Origin of the sequence: Ktedonospora formicarum, assembly GCF_016587355.1 — a bacterium.
Classification (GTDB): domain Bacteria; phylum Chloroflexota; class Ktedonobacteria; order Ktedonobacterales; family Ktedonobacteraceae; genus Ktedonobacter; species Ktedonobacter formicarum.
The window spans coordinates 3,940,675-3,961,334 of the sequence record NZ_BNJF01000001.1 but is presented as its reverse complement, the minus strand read 5'-3'; the positions used below and the strand labels follow the sequence as shown (position 1 = coordinate 3,961,334).

Below are 20,660 nucleotides of genomic sequence, written 5' to 3'. Positions count from 1 at the left end.
ACCAACGCTGCCTTTGCAGCAGCGTTGATGTTCATTACAACAAACGCGCTCAGGTTTTCGCATAAGGAGAAAGTAAAGGAGAGATGCTATGGAGACTCAGCCCCAAAGACGTAGCTTCCGTTGGATACGTTTGCTCCTGATCATTCCTTTCATCGGCCTACTGATCCCCCCATTCTACAACTCGCTTGAGCCCACCTTTCTAGATTTCCCATTCTTCTACTGGTATCAATTACTCTGGATTATCATTACAGCGATTATCACTGCCACAGTGTATTTTCTTGAGAGTGCCGCCCAGACCAGTGGACACTAAGAATGCATAGACGTGTGACGCGAAGTCTGCCCACGCGAGCATTCGCAATTGAGAAAGGGTGTTGTGCCTTATGCATTGGGATGCAATTGTCGTCTTCATTTTCTTTTTTCTTCTCGTAACGGTGCTAGGCTTTATCGCCGCACGTTGGCGGCGTGGTGATCTCAATCAACTACACGAATGGGGTTTGGCTGGACGCCGCTTTGGCACTGTCGTGACCTGGTTCTTGCTTGGTGGTGACCTATACACCGCCTATACCTTCATTGCAGTGCCTGCCGCGATGTATGGCGCGGGCGCACTGGCAGGCTGGTTCGCGGTCCCTTACACGGTCCTGGTCTATCCTTTTATTTACGTGGTTATACCGCGCTTCTGGGCAGTGTGTAAAAAACACAATTATGTGACTCCGGCGGACTTCGTTCGTGGTCGTTTTGGCAGTAAGTGGCTGGCGCTAGCTATCGCCTTTACTGGCATTCTGGCTACCATGCCATATATCGCGCTTCAGATGTTTGGTATTCAAGTATCGCTTGAGGCTATTGGTATTCCTACCGTTATTCCGATTTTTGGTGTTGATGTCGACATTCCTCTGATCGTGGCATTCGTGATTCTAGCGGCCTACACCTATTCTAGTGGACTCCGCGCTCCCGCGATGATCGCGCTCGTAAAAGATGTCATGATCTTTATCGTGCTCTTTGCCACGATTATCTATATCCCTTATAAGCTAGGTGGCTTCTCAACGATCTTTGAGGCTGCTCACATGAAGGCAGTCACAGCCGCCGCAACCGCCAAGGCACATGGGACCCCTTCTACCTTCAATGATATACTGGGGCAGAATCAATATCTGGCCTATTCCACTCTGGCTCTTGGATCGGCGATGGCGCTCTTCCTCTACCCCCACTCTTTGACGGGGGTATTGAGTAGTAGTAGCACCCGCGTGTTGAAGCGCAACTTCTCGCTTCTCCCTATCTATTCGCTGATGCTGGGTCTGCTCGCTCTCCTGGGTTATATGGCTATCGCCGCCAAAGTGAAGCCCCTGAGTGATCTAGGGAACAACGGATCGATCCCGGCGCTTATCAATGCCTTCTTCCCTCCCTGGTTCTCGGGTTTTGCGTTCGCGGCTATCGCGATTGGAGCCCTCGTACCAGCAGCGGTAATGTCGATTGCCGCCGCCAACCTCTTCACACGCAACATCTATGTGGAGTTTTTCCATAAGAACGCAAGCGAGCGCGAGGAGGCGCAGGTTGCGAAGATCACGTCATTTGTAGTCAAGTTCGGAGCATTACTTTTCATCGTCCTCCTTGACAAGAGCGTGGTTATCAACTTCCAATTGCTAGGAGGAGTCTGGATTCTCCAGACCTTACCAGCGGTCTTCATAGGGCTCTACACACGCTGGTTTAATCGCTGGGCGTTGCTCATAGGCTGGTTTGGTGGCATGCTATATGGCACCTGGACTGTCTTTAGCAATAATATTAAATCAACGGCGGCCATTAATCTTGGCTTTATCACCATTCCACCCGCCTATGCGGCTATCAGCGGCGTCATAATTAATCTGTTGCTCGCCGTAATTCTGACACCCGTCTTTGAGGCGATTGGAGCCAGGAATGGTGAGGATGTCACCACTCCTCAAGACTACGCTGAAGAAGAAGCGCCTACCGAATCCCAGGAGGAGGCAAAAGAAGCCCTGGGCTAGTAATTCCCGCGCTGGCTCAAAGCTTTCTGAATGCTGCTGTAGGAGGAGCAAGCGAGATTGAACTCGCTTGCTCCTTTTGGTTCCTTGCTCATCTTCACTATCGCTCTTGCGTTCCCTTCCCTCTCCTGTTATGCTGTGACAAATGTGAGCCACCTTGCCAGGTTTAGTCTCCCCAACGCTTCAGCTAGTGGGCATGGCCCTCATGTCTCAGGTCCTGGCGCATAGCATGTTATGAAAAGCATGCCATTAGACATACAAGGTAGAGGTTTATGTATCCAGAGGACGAAGCATTCGAAGCTCAAGACAATGAAACTGGGAGCGACGAATTACTCTCAGAGGATGATCTGCGCCTTCCAGAAGGCGCGAACATTCTGGTACGCGTACATGCCGTACGAGCCTGGCTGACTCGCCGTAAGCAAGACGCGAACCTGGCTTTTGGACAAGCGGCCTTAGAGCTGCAAACACTGATGCAGGAAGCACCAGAAGAAACGCGTCCCAGGCGTCGGCGCGCGCGCTCTACAGATCCCTTAGCACGTATCCTCACAGAACAGGAAAAGCTACAGACAGAGCAATCACGTGTTGAAGCATATGAAGAGGCGGCAGAACTCTTTGAGGACTATCTCACGCACAATACCGGCAGTGATCGCGTGCTTGTTGAATATTATCTGGCAATAGAAAACATACTTTTCACTCAAGATGAGGTGGAAGAAGAAGCTACAACTCAGCAGCATGCGCGCAAACAAGCTTTTGAAGATGTCCTACACCGACTCGAACGCGTTACCGCACCCGAACTGGATTAGTGCGACAAAATATGTAATTAAGAAAGCCTTTCACACTCGGTTATAGTGTGAAAGGCTTTCTTAAAGAAGGGCTTTCCCTGCTCTGAAAACATCTTCAGCCATTTATGCCAGGATCATTAATTGCTCTTAAAAGGGATACTCTTGTCGGCAATGAGCAAGGTCAAATCTGATAGATTCGCCTGTTTCGACAGGCCAAAATCAAATGAGCCGTCCTGCCTGGTATTTTGAATCAGTTCTGGTGAGGCGTTAATATTGCTTGTTTTCACCAATGTACCATCAGCCAGCTTCAAGCGTACCACATCACTGTATTGTGGACCTCCAGGCTGAGTACCGACATTCTTCAACTCAACATAGACACGCACAGTATACGCGCCAGCCTGCTTCCTAACATCCGAGAATGATGTCGCCTGTTGTACCTGCTTAACAGTGATCTGTGTATTATCAACGACTACAGTCTTATTGAGTTGAATAGAATCGACCAATCCGCTGGCAGTGGGAGTGGGGGTCAATTGCGTATCAATCGCTGTATCTGGTGCATCATTAGTGCGCGGCAAATGGCTATAAGTCATACAGCCACCAATACCAATAATCATAAGGGCAAAAACCCAGATTAAAGTCTTCCACTTCCCTCGCTCATCAGGCGAGTGTGTCACCGACTCCTCTTCATCCATAGGTTGCTGTGCTGCTTTATCAGTTTGTGTCATATCTCTTCTTTGAACTCCCTGGGACCACACTAAAAAAAAGGTACACCTATTATAGCAAACCATATGCAAGCCGGGTCCAGGAACTATGACCACAAACATTCAGAGAGTAGAGAAACAAAATCATTGGGAGAGGATTTCGCGGACCTTCGCCGCCAGATCGTCGAGATCAAACGGCTTCTGTAAGAAGACAAAGCCGCGATCCAGTACAAAGTTCTGGCTGATCTGATTGGCATGGTAACCACTTACAAAGAGAAAGTGTGTTTCGGAGCTAACCGCATGAATTCTATCGTAGAGTTCCTTGCCCTTCATCTTCGGCGTTACCAGATCGGAGATGACCAGCGCGATAGAGTCACGATAGCGCTCAAACAGTTCTAAGCCTTCCATACCATCACGCGCGCTCATCACTGTATATCCATAGTCTCCCAACGCCTCTTCCATTAAATACCGCAAATCGGGATCATCTTCGACCACCAGAATAGTCTCGTCGCCTCCTGGCGCCGCCTGGGGATTGTATCCATCCTGCACCTGTTCGCTCTCATCAAAAGGGTAAGAGGAAGATAATGGAACGGTTCGATTCTGCTCTACGGAAGGAAGATAGATATTGAAGGTTGTACCCTTCCCAATCTCACTCTCAACGGTAATATAGCCATTATGCTGCCCGATAATACCATGCACCATTGAGAGGCCCAGCCCGGTTCCCTTACCCACTTCCTTAGTAGTAAAAAACGGTTCAAAGATACGTGAGCGCGTTTGTTCATCCATGCCCACTCCAGTATCTTGCACACTTAACAAAATATAATTATCCGGTTGTATTTCGCCATGAGAGATACGCAAAGATTCTTCATATCCAATGTTGCGTGTAGAAATCGTCAAGCACCCACCTTCGGCCATAGCATCGTGAGCATTGATACATAGATTCATCAACACCTGCTCAATCTGGGCATAATCAACATGAACCATCTTCAACTCTGGGTCGGGCACAAAGACAATATCAACATGGTCAGCCAGGATCTTACCCAGAAATTCGATCAGATTCTTGGTCACCTTGTTGAGATCAACATCAGAGGGCTCAAGGACCTGGCGGCGCGAGAAAGCAAGCAGTTGCTGAGTCATTTTGGCTGCGCGCGTGGCAATCTCATGAATGTGGGCCAGATTGTGATAGAGGGGATGACTGGTAGAGATCCGAGCCAGTCCGCGACCGGAATAACCAAGGATGCCTCCAAGCATATTATTGAAATCATGAGCGATTCCACTTACCAGCAAGCCAACACTCTCAAGCTTTTGAGCTTGTTGGAGTTGACCAGTAAGACTATGCTGCTCGGTATTGTCGAAGAGGTAGCCGGTAAAACCCTTGAGTCGTCCATCAACGAAGGTGCCAAGCACATTGGCAACGATGTACACCGGCGTGCCATCATTGCGCTGCATCTCCATTTCAACGTACTCAAGGTGTTTCTCTGTCTGCAAACGTCGAACGAAGGTGACATACGTATCTTCGTCAAGGTAGAGCGAGCACAAGTTGGCCTGTAGGGCCTCATCAACGCTTTCAAAACCAAAAATACGCGCGAAAGCAGGATTACAAGTCTGCAATTCTCCTGTGGGTGCCACGGCAAAAACGCCAGTGAGACCACGCTCAAAGATCTCGCGATAACGCTCCTCGGAATGCTGTAATTGTTGGATAGCCTCATCATATTGCTTACGCAGGCGCAGTTTCTCCAGGCTCTCCTGGATAGCAAAAGGAAGGCGGTCGGGGTGCTTCTTTAACACATAATTACTCACGCCCGCTCTTAACGCTTCGACCGCGACTTCTTCGTTACCAGTGCCGGTAAACATGATCACAGGAATATCAGGGAAGAGCGCATGCACCCTTTGGAAGATTTGTAATCCATCCGTCCAATTGAGCTGATAATCCGTCAGAATGAAATCAAAATGGTCTTTTTCTAGAGCGACTTCCAGTTCTGGTGGACGGCCCACCTGTATAAATTCGGCATCCTGAAACTCTTTATGTAAGCGCCGTATAATCAGTTCGCGGTCGGCTGCGTTATCGTCAATAATGAGGAATCTCACGGATCAAAACTCCAAACAATTTAGCAGATGAGTAATTAGTGCATCATGTATCCATGGCAGAAGAAGCATCCTTCGCCTGGATGATTCCTCTGACAGCTCAACAACTTCCCCTACCCATTAACACTCTCACAAAGCGCATACAGTTTCATTAACTCATAACGACAGATCACGCCTTGTTATGAATGGGTATCTGGAAACTCGCGTGCCCAAACACCATTAATTTCCATCATGAGATAGGCCATGCCCTTTAGGAGGACGGGCTTAGAGGTAACTTTACATGAAATGTGCTTCCCTGTCCGACTTCCGATTCAACCCATACCTGACCCGACATTAATTCCACCGCCTTCCTGACAATTGCCAGTCCGATGCCAGTCCCGGCATATTCATCATCCCCATGCAGACGTTGGAAGAGGTTGAAGATTTTTTCCCAATGCTTTAATGCGATGCCAATACCATTGTCCTTCATCAAGATGGTAATCCACGCACCATCTACACGCGTGCTAATCTCCACACGCGGCTTGACCTCTGGTTGGTGATAGGTCAGGGCGTTATCCAATAAGTTTACAAAGACTTGATTAGCCAGAGTAGGATCGCCCTGCACATAGGGAAGGTCAGGAGCTAAAATAATACTTGCCCCTGTCTCGGAGACGCGTTCTTGCAGGCGTTCGAGGACCTGTTGAAAGAGGTAATCCAGGGCAATGGGCTTGGTGTGGACTGAGCGATGCTCAATGCGCGTATAGTTCAGTAGATCATCAATCAAGTGATCCATTTGCGCGCTGGCATGGACGACATGATGTATGTAGCGTAGGCCACTCGCGTCAAGTTTATCACTGTAGTCATGCTCAATAATCTGAGCGAAACCACTGATCGCCCGCAATGGTGTGCGCAGATCATGCGCAAGCGCGAAGGCGAACGCCTGAATTTCCTGGTTCTTGCGCTCAAGGTCTTCGCGCTGTCGCTCCAATGTCCGCATCAGTGAATTCCGTTCGATAGCACTATGGATCGCGCGGAAGAGATTGCCCGGTGTCATCTCATCTTTTACCAGATAATCCTGAGCACCCATCTTCATAGCCCGAACGGCAACCGCCTCATTTCCTAACCCGGTCAGCATAATGACGGGGTAAGGAATCGTGTTTTCACTCTCGATTAACTCATCCAAAAATTCGAGCCCATCCATATCCGGCAGATTATAATCCAGCAGCACACAATCTGGATGAATCTTGCGGCACAGTTCGACACCACCCTCGCCTGTTTCTTCTTCATAGAACTGATAACTGTAATCGACGTCTTGAAGCAGATAACGGCGGAAGACGGCGCGGTCGGCGGGGTTATCTTCAATGATACAAATGATTGGTTCCTTACCCGTCATAGCTACTCTTCGACCTCTCCAGGTAACGCAACGACGCCAAACCAATAATGGTTCAGCAAGGCAATAGCTTCTAACAATTTTTCAAGCGTCAAAGGCTTGAGGATATAACTACTGGCTCCCTGGCGAAAGCTCACCTCGATATCCTTTGGATCAGATGAGTTCGTCCAGATGATAACCGGGATCGACTTGAGCATCTCGTCATGTTTAATCGTCTCAAGCACCTCTCTTCCATCGGTGGCAGTAAGCTTGAGATCTAGCAGGATAATAGCTGGACGAGGAGCCTTCTCTGGGGACTCATAGCCAGCGCGTCGATAGAGGAAGTCAAGGGCCTCATCACCATCACAACAGCGATACACAGGTACAGTAATGGACAGCTTCTTCAAGGCCCATTGCAGAATCTCAAAGTCTTCATCACTATCTTCTACAACCAACAGCGGATATGCCGAGGTAACAGGAGCCATGCGTACTAGCCTTTCCGCAGGGTAAAGTAAAAGGTTGTGCCCTCACCATAGCGTGACTCTACCCAGATCTGCCCTTTATGGCGCTCGATGATACGTTTGACAATAGTTAAACCTGCACCTGAGCCTCCACCGTACTTTTCGCGCCCATGAAGACGCTTAAAAATGCGAAAGATCGTATCATAGTTCTTCTCGCGTATACCAATACCATTATCACGCACGTAGAAGATGGTTGAATTCCTCTTTGCATCCCCTGTCTGCTCCAAGGGATCGATATACCCTATCTCGATCCATTTTTGGGGTTTATCGTTATATTTTAGGGCGTTAGTAATCAAATTACTAAATACCTCACCAATGCGCGCACGGTCACACCAGACCGTTGGTAGAGAGCGGGGGATGCGTATCTCAATCCTGGCCCGCTGGATACTCAGATTCAGTACATCTAAAACGCGTGCTAGAGTGTCATTAAGATTCACTTCTCCAAAAGCCATATCCACGCGCCCCACACGTGAGTAGTGTAATAACGCCTCAATCTGCTCTCCCATACGAACAGCAAGGCGTACCATCGTTTGCAGGCGCTCCTTCCCCTCCGCATCCAATACATCGCCATAATCCTCTTTCAGAATGGTAGCGAAATTGTTAATGCCACGTAACGGCTCTTTAAGATCATGCGAGGTTATATAAGCAAAGGCATCAAGCTCTTTATTGCTATATTCCAGCTCCTTATTCAAACGCTCTAACTCAGTGGAGCGTTGAAGCATGACCTGACGTAGCACACGATCAACAATACCACTACGTATTACACGCGCCGCATCAATCTGAAGCGTCAGCCAGGAAAGTGAGCGCCCACGTACCGCCTGTTGCCAGGCCGCAAACGATTTGCGTGGATGAAGTCGAACCTCATTGCCAATGGCTTCCACCGGCTTGTTAGGGTCACCACCCCACGTCACCGTCTGCACGACTTCTGATCGAAACCAGAGTACATAGCTGTTCTCAACCTCAGAGATACGGATAGCGAGTAACCCACTTGCCACATCTTGATATTTTTCAATAGCCGGATACACCTCTGGCAAACGGTCTGTCGAGTAGATGTTCGCGGACATATTCGCATGTAGCCAGACCAGAAGAGAATGGACAACAGCAGGTTCCGGCGTCGTTCCATACTGTACATACTGACCTTGGAGGGAATAGATAATGCCCTGTGCATCCACCAGTTCCAACATCTTCTGATGCTCATTCCGGAGCGCCTCAAGCACGTCATCCGCGCTTAGCATAGCCTCTAGCAGGCCTGTTTGTACATCGCGAATACGTGCTTCGGCAGCGTAATCCAACGTCTTTTCAAGTACTGAGAGTTGTAGCGAAAGCATATGTCCCAGAAACTCACAGGCCAGGCGCACGCCATATGGCACAAAGCGCGGCTCAGTATGATGGCAGGAGATCAGGCCCCAGAGTTGATCGTCCTTAATAATGGAGACCGACATAGAGGCCTGCACACCCATATTCTTGAGATATTCAATGTGGATTGGGGAGACGCTACGCAGAATCGAATCGCTCATGTTAAGCGGTCTCCCAGTCAAGGGATTATCGGTAGGAATTACAGGTGAAGGGGTATAGTCCACATCTGCTATGATACGGAGCCAGTTGCGACGATAGAGTTCACGCGCCTGCTGGGGAATATCTGAGGCCGGATAATGCAGTCCAAGATAAGGCTCCAGGTCTTCTCGGCGGGCCTCCGCAACTACCTCTCCATTCCACTCGGCATCAAAGCGGTAAATCATGACGCGATCAAAGCCAGTGAGGCGGCGCACTTCATCCGCCGCAGATTGGCAGAGAGGCACTATGGTTGTCGCGGTACGTAAAGTCGCAACGGTAGTACGCAAGACACGATAGAAATTGGGCTCGTTGAGGCGGGGAATATCCGACTTTTCAGCAGGATCGAGCTCAAGTACGAGCAAATTATCAGCACGATGCAGAGCACCATCAAACACGATATGCTTAATAGTCAGCGACAGCGGATGGCTCTTCTCAATATCTTCCAGGCTCCGCTGGAGCAAGGCAAATTGCTCATCATCCAAAATCGTAGTAATGGGTTGACCAAGCAAATTCTGCGCGGATATTCCAAACAGAGTTTGAACGCTCTCACTCACCATCATGATGGTAAAATCAGTCTCAGAGAGTGCCAGGAGAACGCCATGGGGTTGGATAGAACCTGGAATATGAATCGGCTCTTTTGCGCAATTATTCAAATCCACCTGTCCACGTACTTGATGTTCACTTGTGCTCATAGCATGGCCTTATTACCATTTCTAGCCTCTTCTATTGTGGCGCTATTCTAGCATGTTTCATGCAAGACAGGCAAGCCCAACTATTTTTAGGAGGAGGCGCTCAATATATCGAGAGCCCAAATGGTTGCGTCTGTCAATATGATAAGTATACCGCAAAAGTACCCCCGCATAGGCGAAAGCATTATATCTATAATAGGGAGAGGTTAAGCCTTATAAGCGCTACTATAGAGAAGACATACCATATAATCTGTATATCCGCAACACATCCCATCTCCTAAATGTAAACTTTTCCCCTTTATGTCCTCTTGCTATAACAACTTTCTGGTTACATTGCGCGATTTTGTCACTGAGGCGGGATCAAGTTCGTTTAATCGTTTGTCGACTTGATTCTCATAGGTATAACTTTCGCAAAGCTTATGGGGTTCAGAGGCCATACGGCCCGGTCAGGTCGAACAGGAGAGATCTTCACAGTTGAATACGATGACAAGACCGCGTTTTGATATACATCTACGCTATGGGCTGTTTTGAGGATATTCTGCTGCACAGCATATGTGGATTTCAAGGCGATGTATGGAGTAAGAAGTTGAAAACGGATATTTTAGTAGAGCAGCACGAAATTGAAAGTTCTTCACCAAATAGTAAGGTCTTACTGAAACCTGTTCTAGAGCAATCGCGTCCCCCTGTACCAAGCCGACGCCCACGCGCGTTTGTAATCGCGATGCTGGCAGCGTTTGTCCTTCTTAATGCTGGCCTCTCGCTTCAAGGATTGATGTACTCTTCATCTCTAGTAGGAGACATCTTCCCGGGCCTCTTGCAGATACCACGTCTGTTCTTTCCGTATCAAGCCCTGACTCCCAGGTTATTCCATGAAAGCCTGCCCACTCCCGATATGGTCACAGGCTGGGCACATGTCGCTATTGTCGCCGCCATCTTCTTGCTTATTGGGGCCACATATGTGCTTGCCCTGCGTCACCTACCACGCCTCATCAATCGCCGTTTTTTACTGGTCAGCACGCTGCTCTTAGGGCTGATCGGAGTCATCGCGCCAACCGTTACATCACCTGACCTCTTCTCCTATATTGCGTATGCCCGTATGGGTGTAATCTATCACCTCAACCCCTTGATCGCGGTACCAAATGACATAAAATTTGATCCGGTCTACGTCAATATCTATTGGACCGATCAACCATCGGCCTATGGTCCGGTCTATCTTTTCATAACCTACGCGCTTCAATGGTGGAATGGACTACTCTTCGGGGCAGATAACATCGTGGGGATGGTCATCCAACTTCGCCTGCTCGACGTCGCGGCGCACCTTGGCTCGACGCTCCTGGTCTGGTCAATTGGAGGCTATTTGCAGAGAAGTGAGGGGATCTACCGACCACGCAGACGCATGCTGGCGGCACTGGCTTTTGGCTGGAATCCATTGCTGCTCTTTGAGGCAAGTGTCAACGCTCATAATGATACCCTGGTGCTTTTATTCGTTTTGCTTGGGCTCTGGTGCCTGGTACGTACGTCACAGCCAACGTGGCGCACCCACCTGCTCGTCGCACTCAATCTCTCCCTGGCAACCTGTATCAAGGTCAATGTGGGGGTGCTCCTCCCAGGATATCTCTGCTATCTCCTGGCGACATCACAGGCACCTACCTTCTGGCAGCGCCTGCGCCAACCAGCGCTAGTTATTGCAGGCTTCGTACTACCATTCGCGCTGCTCTACGGACCGTTCTGGGGTGGGGGCGAGATCCTTGAGGTGCTCAAGGTCAATCCTGGCACCTATCGAGCTATTAATACGCTGCCGGAGTTCGCATCCCATCTTCTTAATAGTCTCTTCCTACCAGCTTCGGCGGATATTAACTCGCCAACAGAGTCCTATTCGCGCATGATTAGCATGGGCCTCTTCTTTCTCGGTTTCGCTTATATCTGTTTCCGTGCGCTCCACCCCAAGACAGCGCCAAGAACGCCGTTAGCACTCATGCGCTGGATGACAATGAGCTGGTTTCTCTATATGAGCCTCGGCTCCCCCTGGTACTGGCCCTGGTATGCTGTTACCTTCTTTGGCCTCTTCGCGCTTGTGGAATCGGCTACGAGCGAGAAAGACTGGCGGAGAGCCTTCGCGTCTATTCCAGTCCTCCGGTCTATTGACATCGTGATGGCAGTGCGTGTGATGGCAATTACCATGATTAGCACTTACTGCTTTGATGCCTGGACGCCAGTCAATGCGGTATTACCCTTCTTGCCGCATTTCCGGGCCGCGTACCTGCGAGCGCTATGGGCCTGGATCGTGCCAGGTTTAGCACGCCGTCGCTTCGTACCGTTCCCCATTAAACAGGGAGAAATGGAAAAAGTGAGTGAGCGTCGCATCTGGTCTGCGGGAGAACCACAACTGGCAAAGACACTCGAACTGGAGCCGTTAACCGCCACCGCGCTTCAGGCGCAACAAATTGGTCGCCATTCGTAAATAGACCAGGCACTTCAGGAATACAAAATGATGCCTTCTCGGATAGTTCGAGAAGGCATCATTTTGTATTCCTGAAGTGCCTGTATTCTTACTACTCAGTGCGAACCTTAAGGGGATTGAGCCGCGAACTGACGGACAGCATTGAGCAGGTCATGAACATGAAAAGGCTTGATCAAGACTTGCTCGACACCAAGACTGGCGGCTTCAGGACCCTGTGTGCCTGCCGTAATAACGATGACTGCGGGGAAGTGAGTTGGCGCATCCCATTGTTGACGCAAAGACGCGAGAAATGTACGTCCATTCATACCTGGCATTGCCAGATCTAACAGAATTACAGCCGGGTAACGCCCGGCACCTGTAGAGTCATGAATCCAGTCGAGCGCTTCCTGCCCCTCCGCCGCCTCTGCCGCCTCATAGCCATCCAGTTCGAGCGCCCAGGAGATCATATCTCGAATAGCAGGGTTATCATCCACCACCAGAACCAGCGGTTGGCGTCCCTGTTCATGCTGTTGTGGCTGTATCATTCTTCTACCCTACTGGCGAGCTTAAAACGCATCCTCCCCATGATGAGAACGCGCAACACTTGGCTCAAAAAGCTTCGCGTAAGAAGCTGCTGAGCGTTTTCTGGAAGGCATTGGGTTGCTCCAGGTTTGAGAGGTGGCCGGAATGCTCGATGACTGTCAGGCGCGCGCCAGGAATACGTTCCGCGTATTCCCGAGCGATCTGCGGCGTGGTCAGGCGATCCTCGCTGCCAACAATAACCAGAGTGGGGCAGGTAATTGTTTCAAGAAGATCCGTGGCATCGTGGCGAAGTGCCATACCACGCGAGGCGGCTGCTATACCCATAGGTGAAGCCGCCGCGATCAGGCGGCGTATCCGCGCCTCTACTTCGGGGCTTTCCCTTCGCGTGGTGGAAGCCAATAAATTAGGAATTTGGAGATTAGCAATGGCATCCGTGCCTTCGGTGAGTGCCAGTTCCGCAACACGCTCGCGATTAGCTTTCCCTTCCTCAGAATCCACACCTGGTCGTGTATCGGCAAGGATTAAGCCTTTGACGCGCTGAGGATATTTTCGTAAGAAGGCGAACGCCGCGTATCCACCCATGGAGAGACCGCATAGGATAGCCTCTTGCATGCCCAGGGCATCCATCAGGCCCGCCACATCATCGGCGAGGCTCTCCATAGTCATGATCTCGCTGCCCGGAACCTCACTCTCACCAAATCCGCGCCAATCTAGAGCGACCAGCCTGAAGCGCTGCTCGGCAAGCAGCGCTTCTACCTGCCCCTCCCACATACTACGATTGAGGGGAAAGGCATGCAGGAAAAGAATGGGGTAACCAATGCCGTGATCGTCATAGGCGATATCGGCGTTGCGTATCCTTACTTTCAAGCATTTACTCCTCCCTGGTCGCTCCTTCGGCTTGCTCATGAGCATGGTATGAGCTACGCACAAAGGGACCAGATTCTACATGGCGGAAACCCATTTGCTTACCCTCCTTCTTCAGCGCGGCGAACTCTTCTAGCGGCACATAGCGCTGGATAGGGAGGTGCTGGAATGATGGGCGCAGATACTGACCAATGGTCAGTATATCAACGTCATGCTCGCGCATATCGCGCATGACCTGGATGACTTCATCCCAGGTTTCGCCCAATCCGAGCATAAAGCCTGACTTGGTAGGAGCTGCGGGATTCATCTCTTTAGCCCACTTAAGCACCTGCAAGGAGCGCTCATACACGGCTTGCGGGCGGACACGTTTATAGAGCCTGGGAATAGTTTCTACATTATGATTAAACACATCCGGCTTGGCATCAATAACCACCCGTAAAGCATCATAAACCCCTTTAAAGTCGGGTGTCAAGACCTCGACTTTACACTCGGGGTTGAGCCGACGAATCCAACGAATGGTCGCCGCGAAAACTGCCGCGCCACCATCTTTGAGTTCATCACGATTGACAGAAGTCACGACCGCGTGACGCAATCCCATATGCTGCGCCGCCTCGGCCACACGCTTTGGCTCTTCCCAGTCCATCCCCAGGGGACGACCCGTCGCGATGGCGCAAAAGCCACAGCTCCTGGTGCAAACGCTTCCCAGGATCATAAAGGTCGCGGTTTTATGTCCCCAACACTCGCCGATATTTGGGCAGCGTGCCTCCTCGCAGACGGTATGCAAAGATTGCCCGCGCATCAACGTTTTCAACTGCTCATAATTCTCACCACTGGGGGGACGAACCCGCAACCATTCGGGACGCCGCTGAGGGATTATCGTTGTCATGCCTTTTGTCCTTTATGCTTTCCCACGCACAGATACAAGGGACATCTGCGTGGAGGCTCACTTTTTCCTTAGATGCCACATTGCTAGATAGCCAGGCACCTTTGAAACACGTTTCCATACCTAAAGGATACCTGGCATAGATCACTCAACCCATATATACTAGCACACCGCTTACACTGACGGTCAATCTATGCTAGCCTTGTATACGAAAACCTGAACCCTTATGTGAGAGCCAGACATCTCCAGTGCTTGCATAAGGGCCGATCTTCGCATAAGACCTTAGTATAAATCTATGTCGCCACTATAGCTCTCCAGCTTTGTCTTGACGGTTTTCAGGAAACCACCCGACTCCAGGCCATCAAGCAGGCGGTGATCGAATGAAAGGCTAAGATACATCATATGGCGAATGGCGATAGCGTCATCCTCCGTTACCACCGGACGCTTGACCACGGCATTCATCGCCAGGATACCAGCATGCGGCTGATTAATGATCGGAATGGAGATAACGGTGCCAAATACGCCAGTATTGTTGACAACAAAGGTGCTCCCCTGCATATCCTGGAGTGTCAGCTTATTGTTACGGGCACGCTGCGCAAGGGCATTGACCTGTTTCGCCAGTCCGGCTAGCGTCAACTGGTCGGCATCATAGAGTGTAGGCACAACCAGACCAGTATCGGTCGCGACAGCCAGACCCATATTGATGCGCTTTTTAATGAGAATCTTGTTGTCATCGGTCCAGGAAGAGTTCATGATTGGGTACTTACGAATGCCATCACAGACAGCTTTGATAACAAATGGCACATAGCTGATAGCATACCCCTCACGGCGCTTAAACTCTTCCTTGTTCTTCTGAAGCCAGCGCGCGATGCCGGTCATATCAATTTCGACCATAGCTGTCGCGTGGGGTGAAGTGCGCTTGCTGCGAACCATATGCTCGGCGGTAGCGAGGCGCACCCGCGTAGGTGTGATAATCTCGACATCATCGCCAGCAGGGATAGAGATGGAAGCGCCTGTCGAGACTGGTGTCTCGACGCGAGTGGCAGGAGCGGCAACAGGCTGTGCCTTCACAGTCGTTGTCGCCGCGCGATCCTGCTCTAGATAAGCCAGGATATCTTCTTTACGCACCCGTCCATTAATACCGGTTCCCTGAATCTCGTTCAGATCGAGGCCATGTTCACGGGCCAGACGGCGAGCCAGGGGCGAAATTCGCTGGCGTTCGGCCTCGCTACCGCGCTCGGCAACAGGGGTCGCCGTTTTAGCACTTACGCTCCGCGATGGCTGGCGCTCTAGTATAGGTCGCTCAACCTGCCCATTGCTATGCACAGGTGCGGCATCAGGACCGGGGGCGGCGGAAGGGGCTTCGGGAGCCGTCTCAGCCGGAACATCCGCGCTCTCTTCAATCAAGGCAATATCTGTACCAACGGGAACCGTCTCATCGACCTGTACTAATAGCTTTACCAGTTTGCCCGCGACCGGCGAGGGCAATTCCGCGTTGATTTTGTCAGTGATGACCTCGGCGATAGACTCATCGCGCTCAACATAGTCACCAATCTCTTTCAGCCAGGCCCCAATAGTACCTTCCGCCACGGACTCACCCAGGCGAGGCATTTTGACTGGCGTTGCCATAGCTCTTAACTCCTTATTATATAAACACTGTTGTCAGTTGAGGTCCTCTCAAAAACCTGAGCGAGTCAGCCCTCGCACGAGGTAGGTTTTCGCATAAGAGGTTAATACGCAACCAATTTGCGTGCTGCCGCGAGGATTTTCTCGGCACCTGGAAGATATGCGGCTTCCAGAGATGGCGCGTAAGGGAAAGGGGCATCTGGTGCGGCGACACGCGTAATGGGTCCATCCAGGTACTCGAATAACTCTTCCGCCAGTAATGCGGAGAGTTCGGCACCAACGCCTCCAGTCAGCATATCTTCGTGAACGATCAGCACCTTGTTGGTACGCTTCACAGACGCCTCAATCGTCTCGCGATCCAACGGTGCGAGGCTACGCAGGTCCACAACCTCGATATCCAAATCATCCTCTTGCTCAAGGGTTTGCGCCACCTGGAGGCATTGGCGAACCATCGCGCCATAGGTGAGGATTGTCATATCCTCGCCTTCGCGCCGTATCGCGGCCTTACCCAGGGGAACAATGTAATCATCATCGGGCAATTCTTCCCGCAAGTCGGGCAGCCGATAGAGCAATTTATGCTCTAAAAATAGCACCGGGTTGTTATCCCGAATCGCGGCCTTCAGCAAACCTTTAGCATCATAGGCAGTCGAAGGATAGACGACCTTAATACCAGGCGTATGAAAGAACCAGGCTTCGGGCGTAGAGGAGTGGAAGGGTCCCCCTTTGGTACCACCGCCGGAAGGGCCACGAATCACCATCGGCGTTGGAATCCCCGTTCGCCAATACATTTTGCTTGCCATATTGACGATCTGGTCAAAGCCACAAGTAATAAAGTCAATAAACTGCATTTCGGCGATTGGGCGCATCCCCATCAATGAGGCCCCGATAGCAGATCCAATAATAGCGGACTCCGCCATTGGAGTGTCAATCACGCGCTCAGCGCCAAACTCTTCAAGCAAACCTGCGCTTACCTTGAAGGCTCCGCCATAGGTGCCGACGTCCTCACCAAGCAGAAAGACGGCCTCATCGCGCTGCATCTCTTCGCGAAGCGCCTGGCTAATAGCTTCGAGATAGGTTACTTTCGTTTCGCTCATCGCCGACTTATTGCCTCCTCTGTGCGACTGATGGTAGAGAATGGAGCACCAATTCGCTGATCTAAGGCATTAACATAGCGTGGATCGTCCGCGCCTGATTCTCCTACAATCGCAATCGGGCCATCGGGGGCAAAGACATACTCAGCCACAGTCGCGGCCTCAGGTTCAGGGCTCTGCTCGGCGTAATGAACCGCGTCATCACAGACCGCACGCACGCGCTCCTCGATCTCAGCCTTGGCCCTGGCGGAGAGCAGTCCTTCATGCTCTAAATATGTTTCAAAGCGTTTGAGTGGATCTTTCTTTAGCCACTCTTCACGCAATTCTTTTGGTACATAGTCTGCCTTGTCGGCCTCGGAGTGACCACGCACACGGAACGTCTTACACTCCACAAGGGAGGGGCCAGCGCCCGAACGTGCATTCTCAACAGCTCGTCCGACAGACTCCATAACAGCTAGCACATCATTACCATCCACACTCTCACCGGGAATATTATACGCTTTCGCACGCTCGGAGAGATGCTGGACGTTAAACTGCTTATAGCTCGGAGTAGAATAGGCATAGCCATTGTTCTCGATGACGAACACCAGGGGTAACTTCTGCACTGAAGCAAAGTTCAAGGCCTCATGAAAAGGGCCTGTATTCGTTGCCCCATCGCCACAGGATGCCAGGACTACGTTCGCGCGCTTGCGCATCTTCATTGTCATCGCGACGCCACAAGCCACGGGAAGCGATTCTCCGAGCATACTAATCATGGGAACAATGCCGTGATGCATATCACCTATATGGATTTGACCATCACGCCCTAGCGTCGGCGAATTTCCGCGAGCCAACCACTGACACATTACCGCGCGGGGGGAGGTACCTCGTACTAGATGCATCCCCAGATCTCGGTGCTGCGGAACGATGCAGTCACCATCGTGCAGCACCATCGCTGCACCGACAGTTGTAGCCTCATGCCCTTGCGCTGTGTAGACACCACCCACGACACGCCCCTGCAAGAACAGGGTCCGGGTACGCTCTTCCATAGCGCGTGTGAGCCGCATGAGATAAAAGATCTGAAGCAGGTCAACCTTTGCCTGCCGAACTCCATGCATATATTAACTCCTCTAGTTTGGCTGGCAGCCAGAAACCATAAAGTCTGCTCTCATTGTCTCGTCCCAGCCAGATAAAGTCAAGGGTCAACCTTGCCAGCGGGCTTTCCCAAAGCTAATAGCTCTTCTAAAACAATGATACCTGGAAGAGTATCTTCTTCCAGGTATCATTATGTCAGGGGAACGCTTAAGATAAAGTTCCGGTATGTTATTTGCGTATTCCAGCCTGCTCAAGTTCACGGCGGAGGCGTTGAATACGTTGGCGATAGACATCTTCTGGCTGAATAGCACTCCGCTTAGGGAGGTCTCCCATGCTTACATGCCACTTGCGAAACGCCAGGCCAATCTCGGTTTGATAGAGCGTCTTCACGCGAAGCCACTGCTTAAAACCGCTCTTACGCAATATTCTCCTCTCGGCACGCACACGCTGGAAGGAGCTTTGGAGTAAGGCATACTCATCAACGCGCACAACGCCACTACTTACTTCGGACGCGAGGAATTCGCGTACAATCGTGGCTTCATGTGCCAGAGATTTGACCAGAATATAGAGCAAGGCCAGTTGTACGATGAGTGGCAAGATATAGTTGCCGACGACCGCAACCCAACCAATAGTGACAGCTATCGAGGTTGCAGAGAGGCTGGTCATGGCAGCCTTTGAGTAGAAAGTCACAAAGTCATAGAAGCTATGTAAGATGAGCGCGACCAGGAAGCCTCCCAACGGAATCACCCAGTGCAGCCAGCGCACACGAGTATGGCGCACGTAGCCAAGAGCCACGCCCACACAAATGGAGAATGTGGGGTGAGTGAGCCATCCAAGGACAATACGCCCCACAAATAGATAGGGAAGCGAATCTTTAGAGACATAGTTCGCAAAATAGATAAAATTTTCGGTCATGGCAAACCCCGCCCCAATCAGCGCGCCATACACAAAACCATCGGTGACATTGTCAAATTGATCGCGCAACACCAAGAAGAGTAGCAGGAGCCCCAGGCCCTTCAAGGCTTCCTCAGTGACACCAGGATTCAGGCCCTGCAAAACAGAGCGGAGCAAAGTACTTGTCTGTGGGCTCAGACCGCTAATCAGGCTATCAATCCAACTCTCGATTAGCTGGGCCAGGGGGATCGCGATCACGCCACCCCAGAGAAAGGCCGCCAGACGCAAGGACCAGGGCTCACGCTCATAGCGATCAATGACATTCACCAGCCAGACCGTCAAACTTGCCGGGATCAAGGGAATAAAGATAGTAAGCAGGGTGCCTGAGAGGCTATGCTGAAGCATTGTGACGCTAAAGAAGGTATTAAATAAAAGGAGAACAACAGCCCCCATAGTAAGCAGAGCCAATCCGATACCACCAAGGAGCCAGCCAGTTCTTCTGCGACCACTCTGACCGGCAAAGGCAAATTGCATCGTCACCCCCCCACCAAGCAAGGATTCGTCCTCCTCCTCATCCCATTGAGCCTGACTTTCGCTCTCTGTCGCGGCAAGTAAGGCATTCCCGTCTGAATCGATGGGGGTCTGGCTGAGATACCATGCATTTTCCACAGGCGGAAGGGTATGGGGCTCGTGTGAGCGTGGACTCATACCCCTGGGTGCGCTTTTCTCTCCAGAAGCTTCAGCAGTAACTTTCTGCTGGCGTTCAGTTTGGGCTATCGTTAATATATCTTGATGTAACGACGCTAGCTGCATGTCCTTTAAACATGCTTCGTCATCCATCTGCTGTTGAGGTGCGATTAATTGGAGCGTTGTGTTCCCCAGGACAAGAAAATCTTGCGGCTGAAGAGGGCAACTCTCACCAGCAGGCACTGGTTGCCCATTCACGCGTACCATGTTACGTAACGTTAGATTGCAGACACGCCATCCTTGCTTATCTACAATCAACCGGGCATGTTCTCTTGACACACTCGGGTCCATCAATAAAATATCATTGCTGAGCGCTCGCCCAATTGTGGTTTCGCGATTAGTGAGCACATATACAAACCGTTCACCCGCCAACCACTCAGTCGGAGTCAACTCAGAATTCCCAAATGCCGCGTTGGCAGGCAATCGCACACGCACAACTCGCAGCACACCATAGGTCTCTCTCATGCAACGTCCTATGTCCCAGACACTCCGTCTCTTGCCATTTTGTTCTGTGTTTTTGCACATCCGTATGTATAGTATCATTTTACTATATCGGTTATTTATGTGCTATACCAGTTTCCCTTCAGACGCATCAAACATCCACACTGGCGCCTTCCATATTTCCGCCGCTTGGAGGGAAGATGATGGAGACATTATGCTAGCACACAAGTTTAGGCCCTATTTCCTAATGTAACCCCTATCACCTGTGTACAAGTACTTGCGGAGTTGGAAGCTTATTCGCTACAATGAGCACATAATCTGCACAGACAGGGTTAACTCAAATAGCGATGTGGATTGGCTTGAAACAGATGTAGTACGGAAAGATT

Annotated in this window: 16 protein-coding genes; 4 read left to right on the top strand and 12 right to left on the bottom strand. The window is 50.8% G+C overall.

The window, feature by feature from the left end; all coding sequences use genetic code 11:
- Positions 1–88 precede the first annotated feature (88 nt).
- The 3 genes from K3T82_RS17100 to K3T82_RS17090 all read left to right on the top strand — a co-directional run bounded on the left by K3T82_RS17100 (position 89) and on the right by K3T82_RS17090 (position 2,794).
- Entirely contained in the window at positions 89–310 is a 222-nt protein-coding gene (locus tag K3T82_RS17100; protein WP_220194650.1) for a DUF3311 domain-containing protein, read from the top strand.
- A gap of 70 nt (positions 311–380) precedes the next feature.
- Entirely contained in the window at positions 381–1,994 is a 1,614-nt protein-coding gene (gene mctP / locus K3T82_RS17095) for a monocarboxylate uptake permease MctP (RefSeq protein WP_220194649.1), read from the top strand.
- Positions 1,995–2,263: 269 nt separating this feature from the next.
- Positions 2,264–2,794, top strand: coding sequence for a hypothetical protein (locus K3T82_RS17090; protein WP_220194648.1), 531 nt, complete (start codon positions 2,264–2,266; stop codon positions 2,792–2,794).
- 116 nt (positions 2,795–2,910) lie between these two features.
- Here K3T82_RS17090 and K3T82_RS17085 read toward each other — a convergent pair whose 3' ends face one another.
- From K3T82_RS17085 to K3T82_RS17065, 5 genes are all read right to left on the bottom strand, one after another.
- Positions 2,911–3,498 carry a hypothetical protein gene (locus K3T82_RS17085; protein WP_220194647.1) on the bottom strand — a complete coding sequence of 196 codons (588 nt, stop codon included), beginning with the start codon at positions 3,496–3,498 and terminating at the stop codon, positions 2,911–2,913.
- Between the two features lie 120 nt (positions 3,499–3,618).
- On the bottom strand, positions 3,619–5,562 hold the full coding sequence (locus tag K3T82_RS17080; protein ID WP_220194646.1) for a hybrid sensor histidine kinase/response regulator: 1,944 nt from the start codon (positions 5,560–5,562) through the stop codon (positions 3,619–3,621).
- A gap of 247 nt (positions 5,563–5,809) precedes the next feature.
- A complete protein-coding gene (locus K3T82_RS17075) occupies positions 5,810–6,931 on the bottom strand; it encodes a hybrid sensor histidine kinase/response regulator (RefSeq protein WP_220194645.1) in 1,122 nt (373 codons plus the stop codon).
- A 2-nt stretch (positions 6,932–6,933) separates the two neighbouring features.
- Entirely contained in the window at positions 6,934–7,392 is a 459-nt protein-coding gene (locus tag K3T82_RS17070; protein WP_220194644.1) for a response regulator, read from the bottom strand.
- A gap of 5 nt (positions 7,393–7,397) precedes the next feature.
- The gene (locus K3T82_RS17065; protein WP_220194643.1) at positions 7,398–9,674 is read right to left on the bottom strand and encodes an ATP-binding protein; all 2,277 of its coding nucleotides are present in this window, start codon (positions 9,672–9,674) and stop codon (positions 7,398–7,400) included.
- Between the two features lie 583 nt (positions 9,675–10,257).
- Here K3T82_RS17065 and K3T82_RS17060 point away from each other — a divergent pair.
- On the top strand, positions 10,258–12,132 hold the full coding sequence (locus K3T82_RS17060) for an MptA/MptB family glycosyltransferase (RefSeq protein WP_220194642.1): 1,875 nt from the start codon (positions 10,258–10,260) through the stop codon (positions 12,130–12,132).
- Between the two features lie 107 nt (positions 12,133–12,239).
- Here the strand turns inward: K3T82_RS17060 and K3T82_RS17055 are convergent, their stop codons facing one another.
- The 7 genes from K3T82_RS17055 to K3T82_RS17025 form a co-directional block, all read right to left on the bottom strand.
- Positions 12,240–12,656, bottom strand: a complete 417-nt coding sequence (locus K3T82_RS17055; RefSeq protein ID WP_220194641.1) for a response regulator — start codon at positions 12,654–12,656, stop codon at positions 12,240–12,242.
- 64 nt (positions 12,657–12,720) lie between these two features.
- Positions 12,721–13,521: an alpha/beta fold hydrolase gene (locus K3T82_RS17050; protein ID WP_220194640.1), complete on the bottom strand. Its 801-nt coding sequence runs from the start codon at positions 13,519–13,521 to the stop codon at positions 12,721–12,723.
- Between the two features lie 4 nt (positions 13,522–13,525).
- Positions 13,526–14,404, bottom strand: coding sequence for a lipoyl synthase (gene lipA / locus K3T82_RS17045; protein ID WP_220194639.1), 879 nt, complete (start codon positions 14,402–14,404; stop codon positions 13,526–13,528).
- A gap of 279 nt (positions 14,405–14,683) precedes the next feature.
- A complete protein-coding gene (locus tag K3T82_RS17040) occupies positions 14,684–16,030 on the bottom strand; it encodes a dihydrolipoamide acetyltransferase family protein (protein WP_220194638.1) in 1,347 nt (448 codons plus the stop codon).
- A gap of 101 nt (positions 16,031–16,131) precedes the next feature.
- A complete protein-coding gene (locus K3T82_RS17035; protein ID WP_220194637.1) occupies positions 16,132–17,121 on the bottom strand; it encodes an alpha-ketoacid dehydrogenase subunit beta in 990 nt (329 codons plus the stop codon).
- A complete protein-coding gene (locus K3T82_RS17030; RefSeq protein ID WP_220194636.1) occupies positions 17,118–18,215 on the bottom strand; it encodes a thiamine pyrophosphate-dependent dehydrogenase E1 component subunit alpha in 1,098 nt (365 codons plus the stop codon). The genes K3T82_RS17035 and K3T82_RS17030 overlap by 4 nt, the downstream gene beginning before the upstream one ends.
- Before the next feature lie 205 nt (positions 18,216–18,420).
- Positions 18,421–20,298, bottom strand: coding sequence for a PrsW family glutamic-type intramembrane protease (locus tag K3T82_RS17025; protein WP_220194635.1), 1,878 nt, complete (start codon positions 20,296–20,298; stop codon positions 18,421–18,423).
- Positions 20,299–20,660 lie beyond the last annotated feature (362 nt).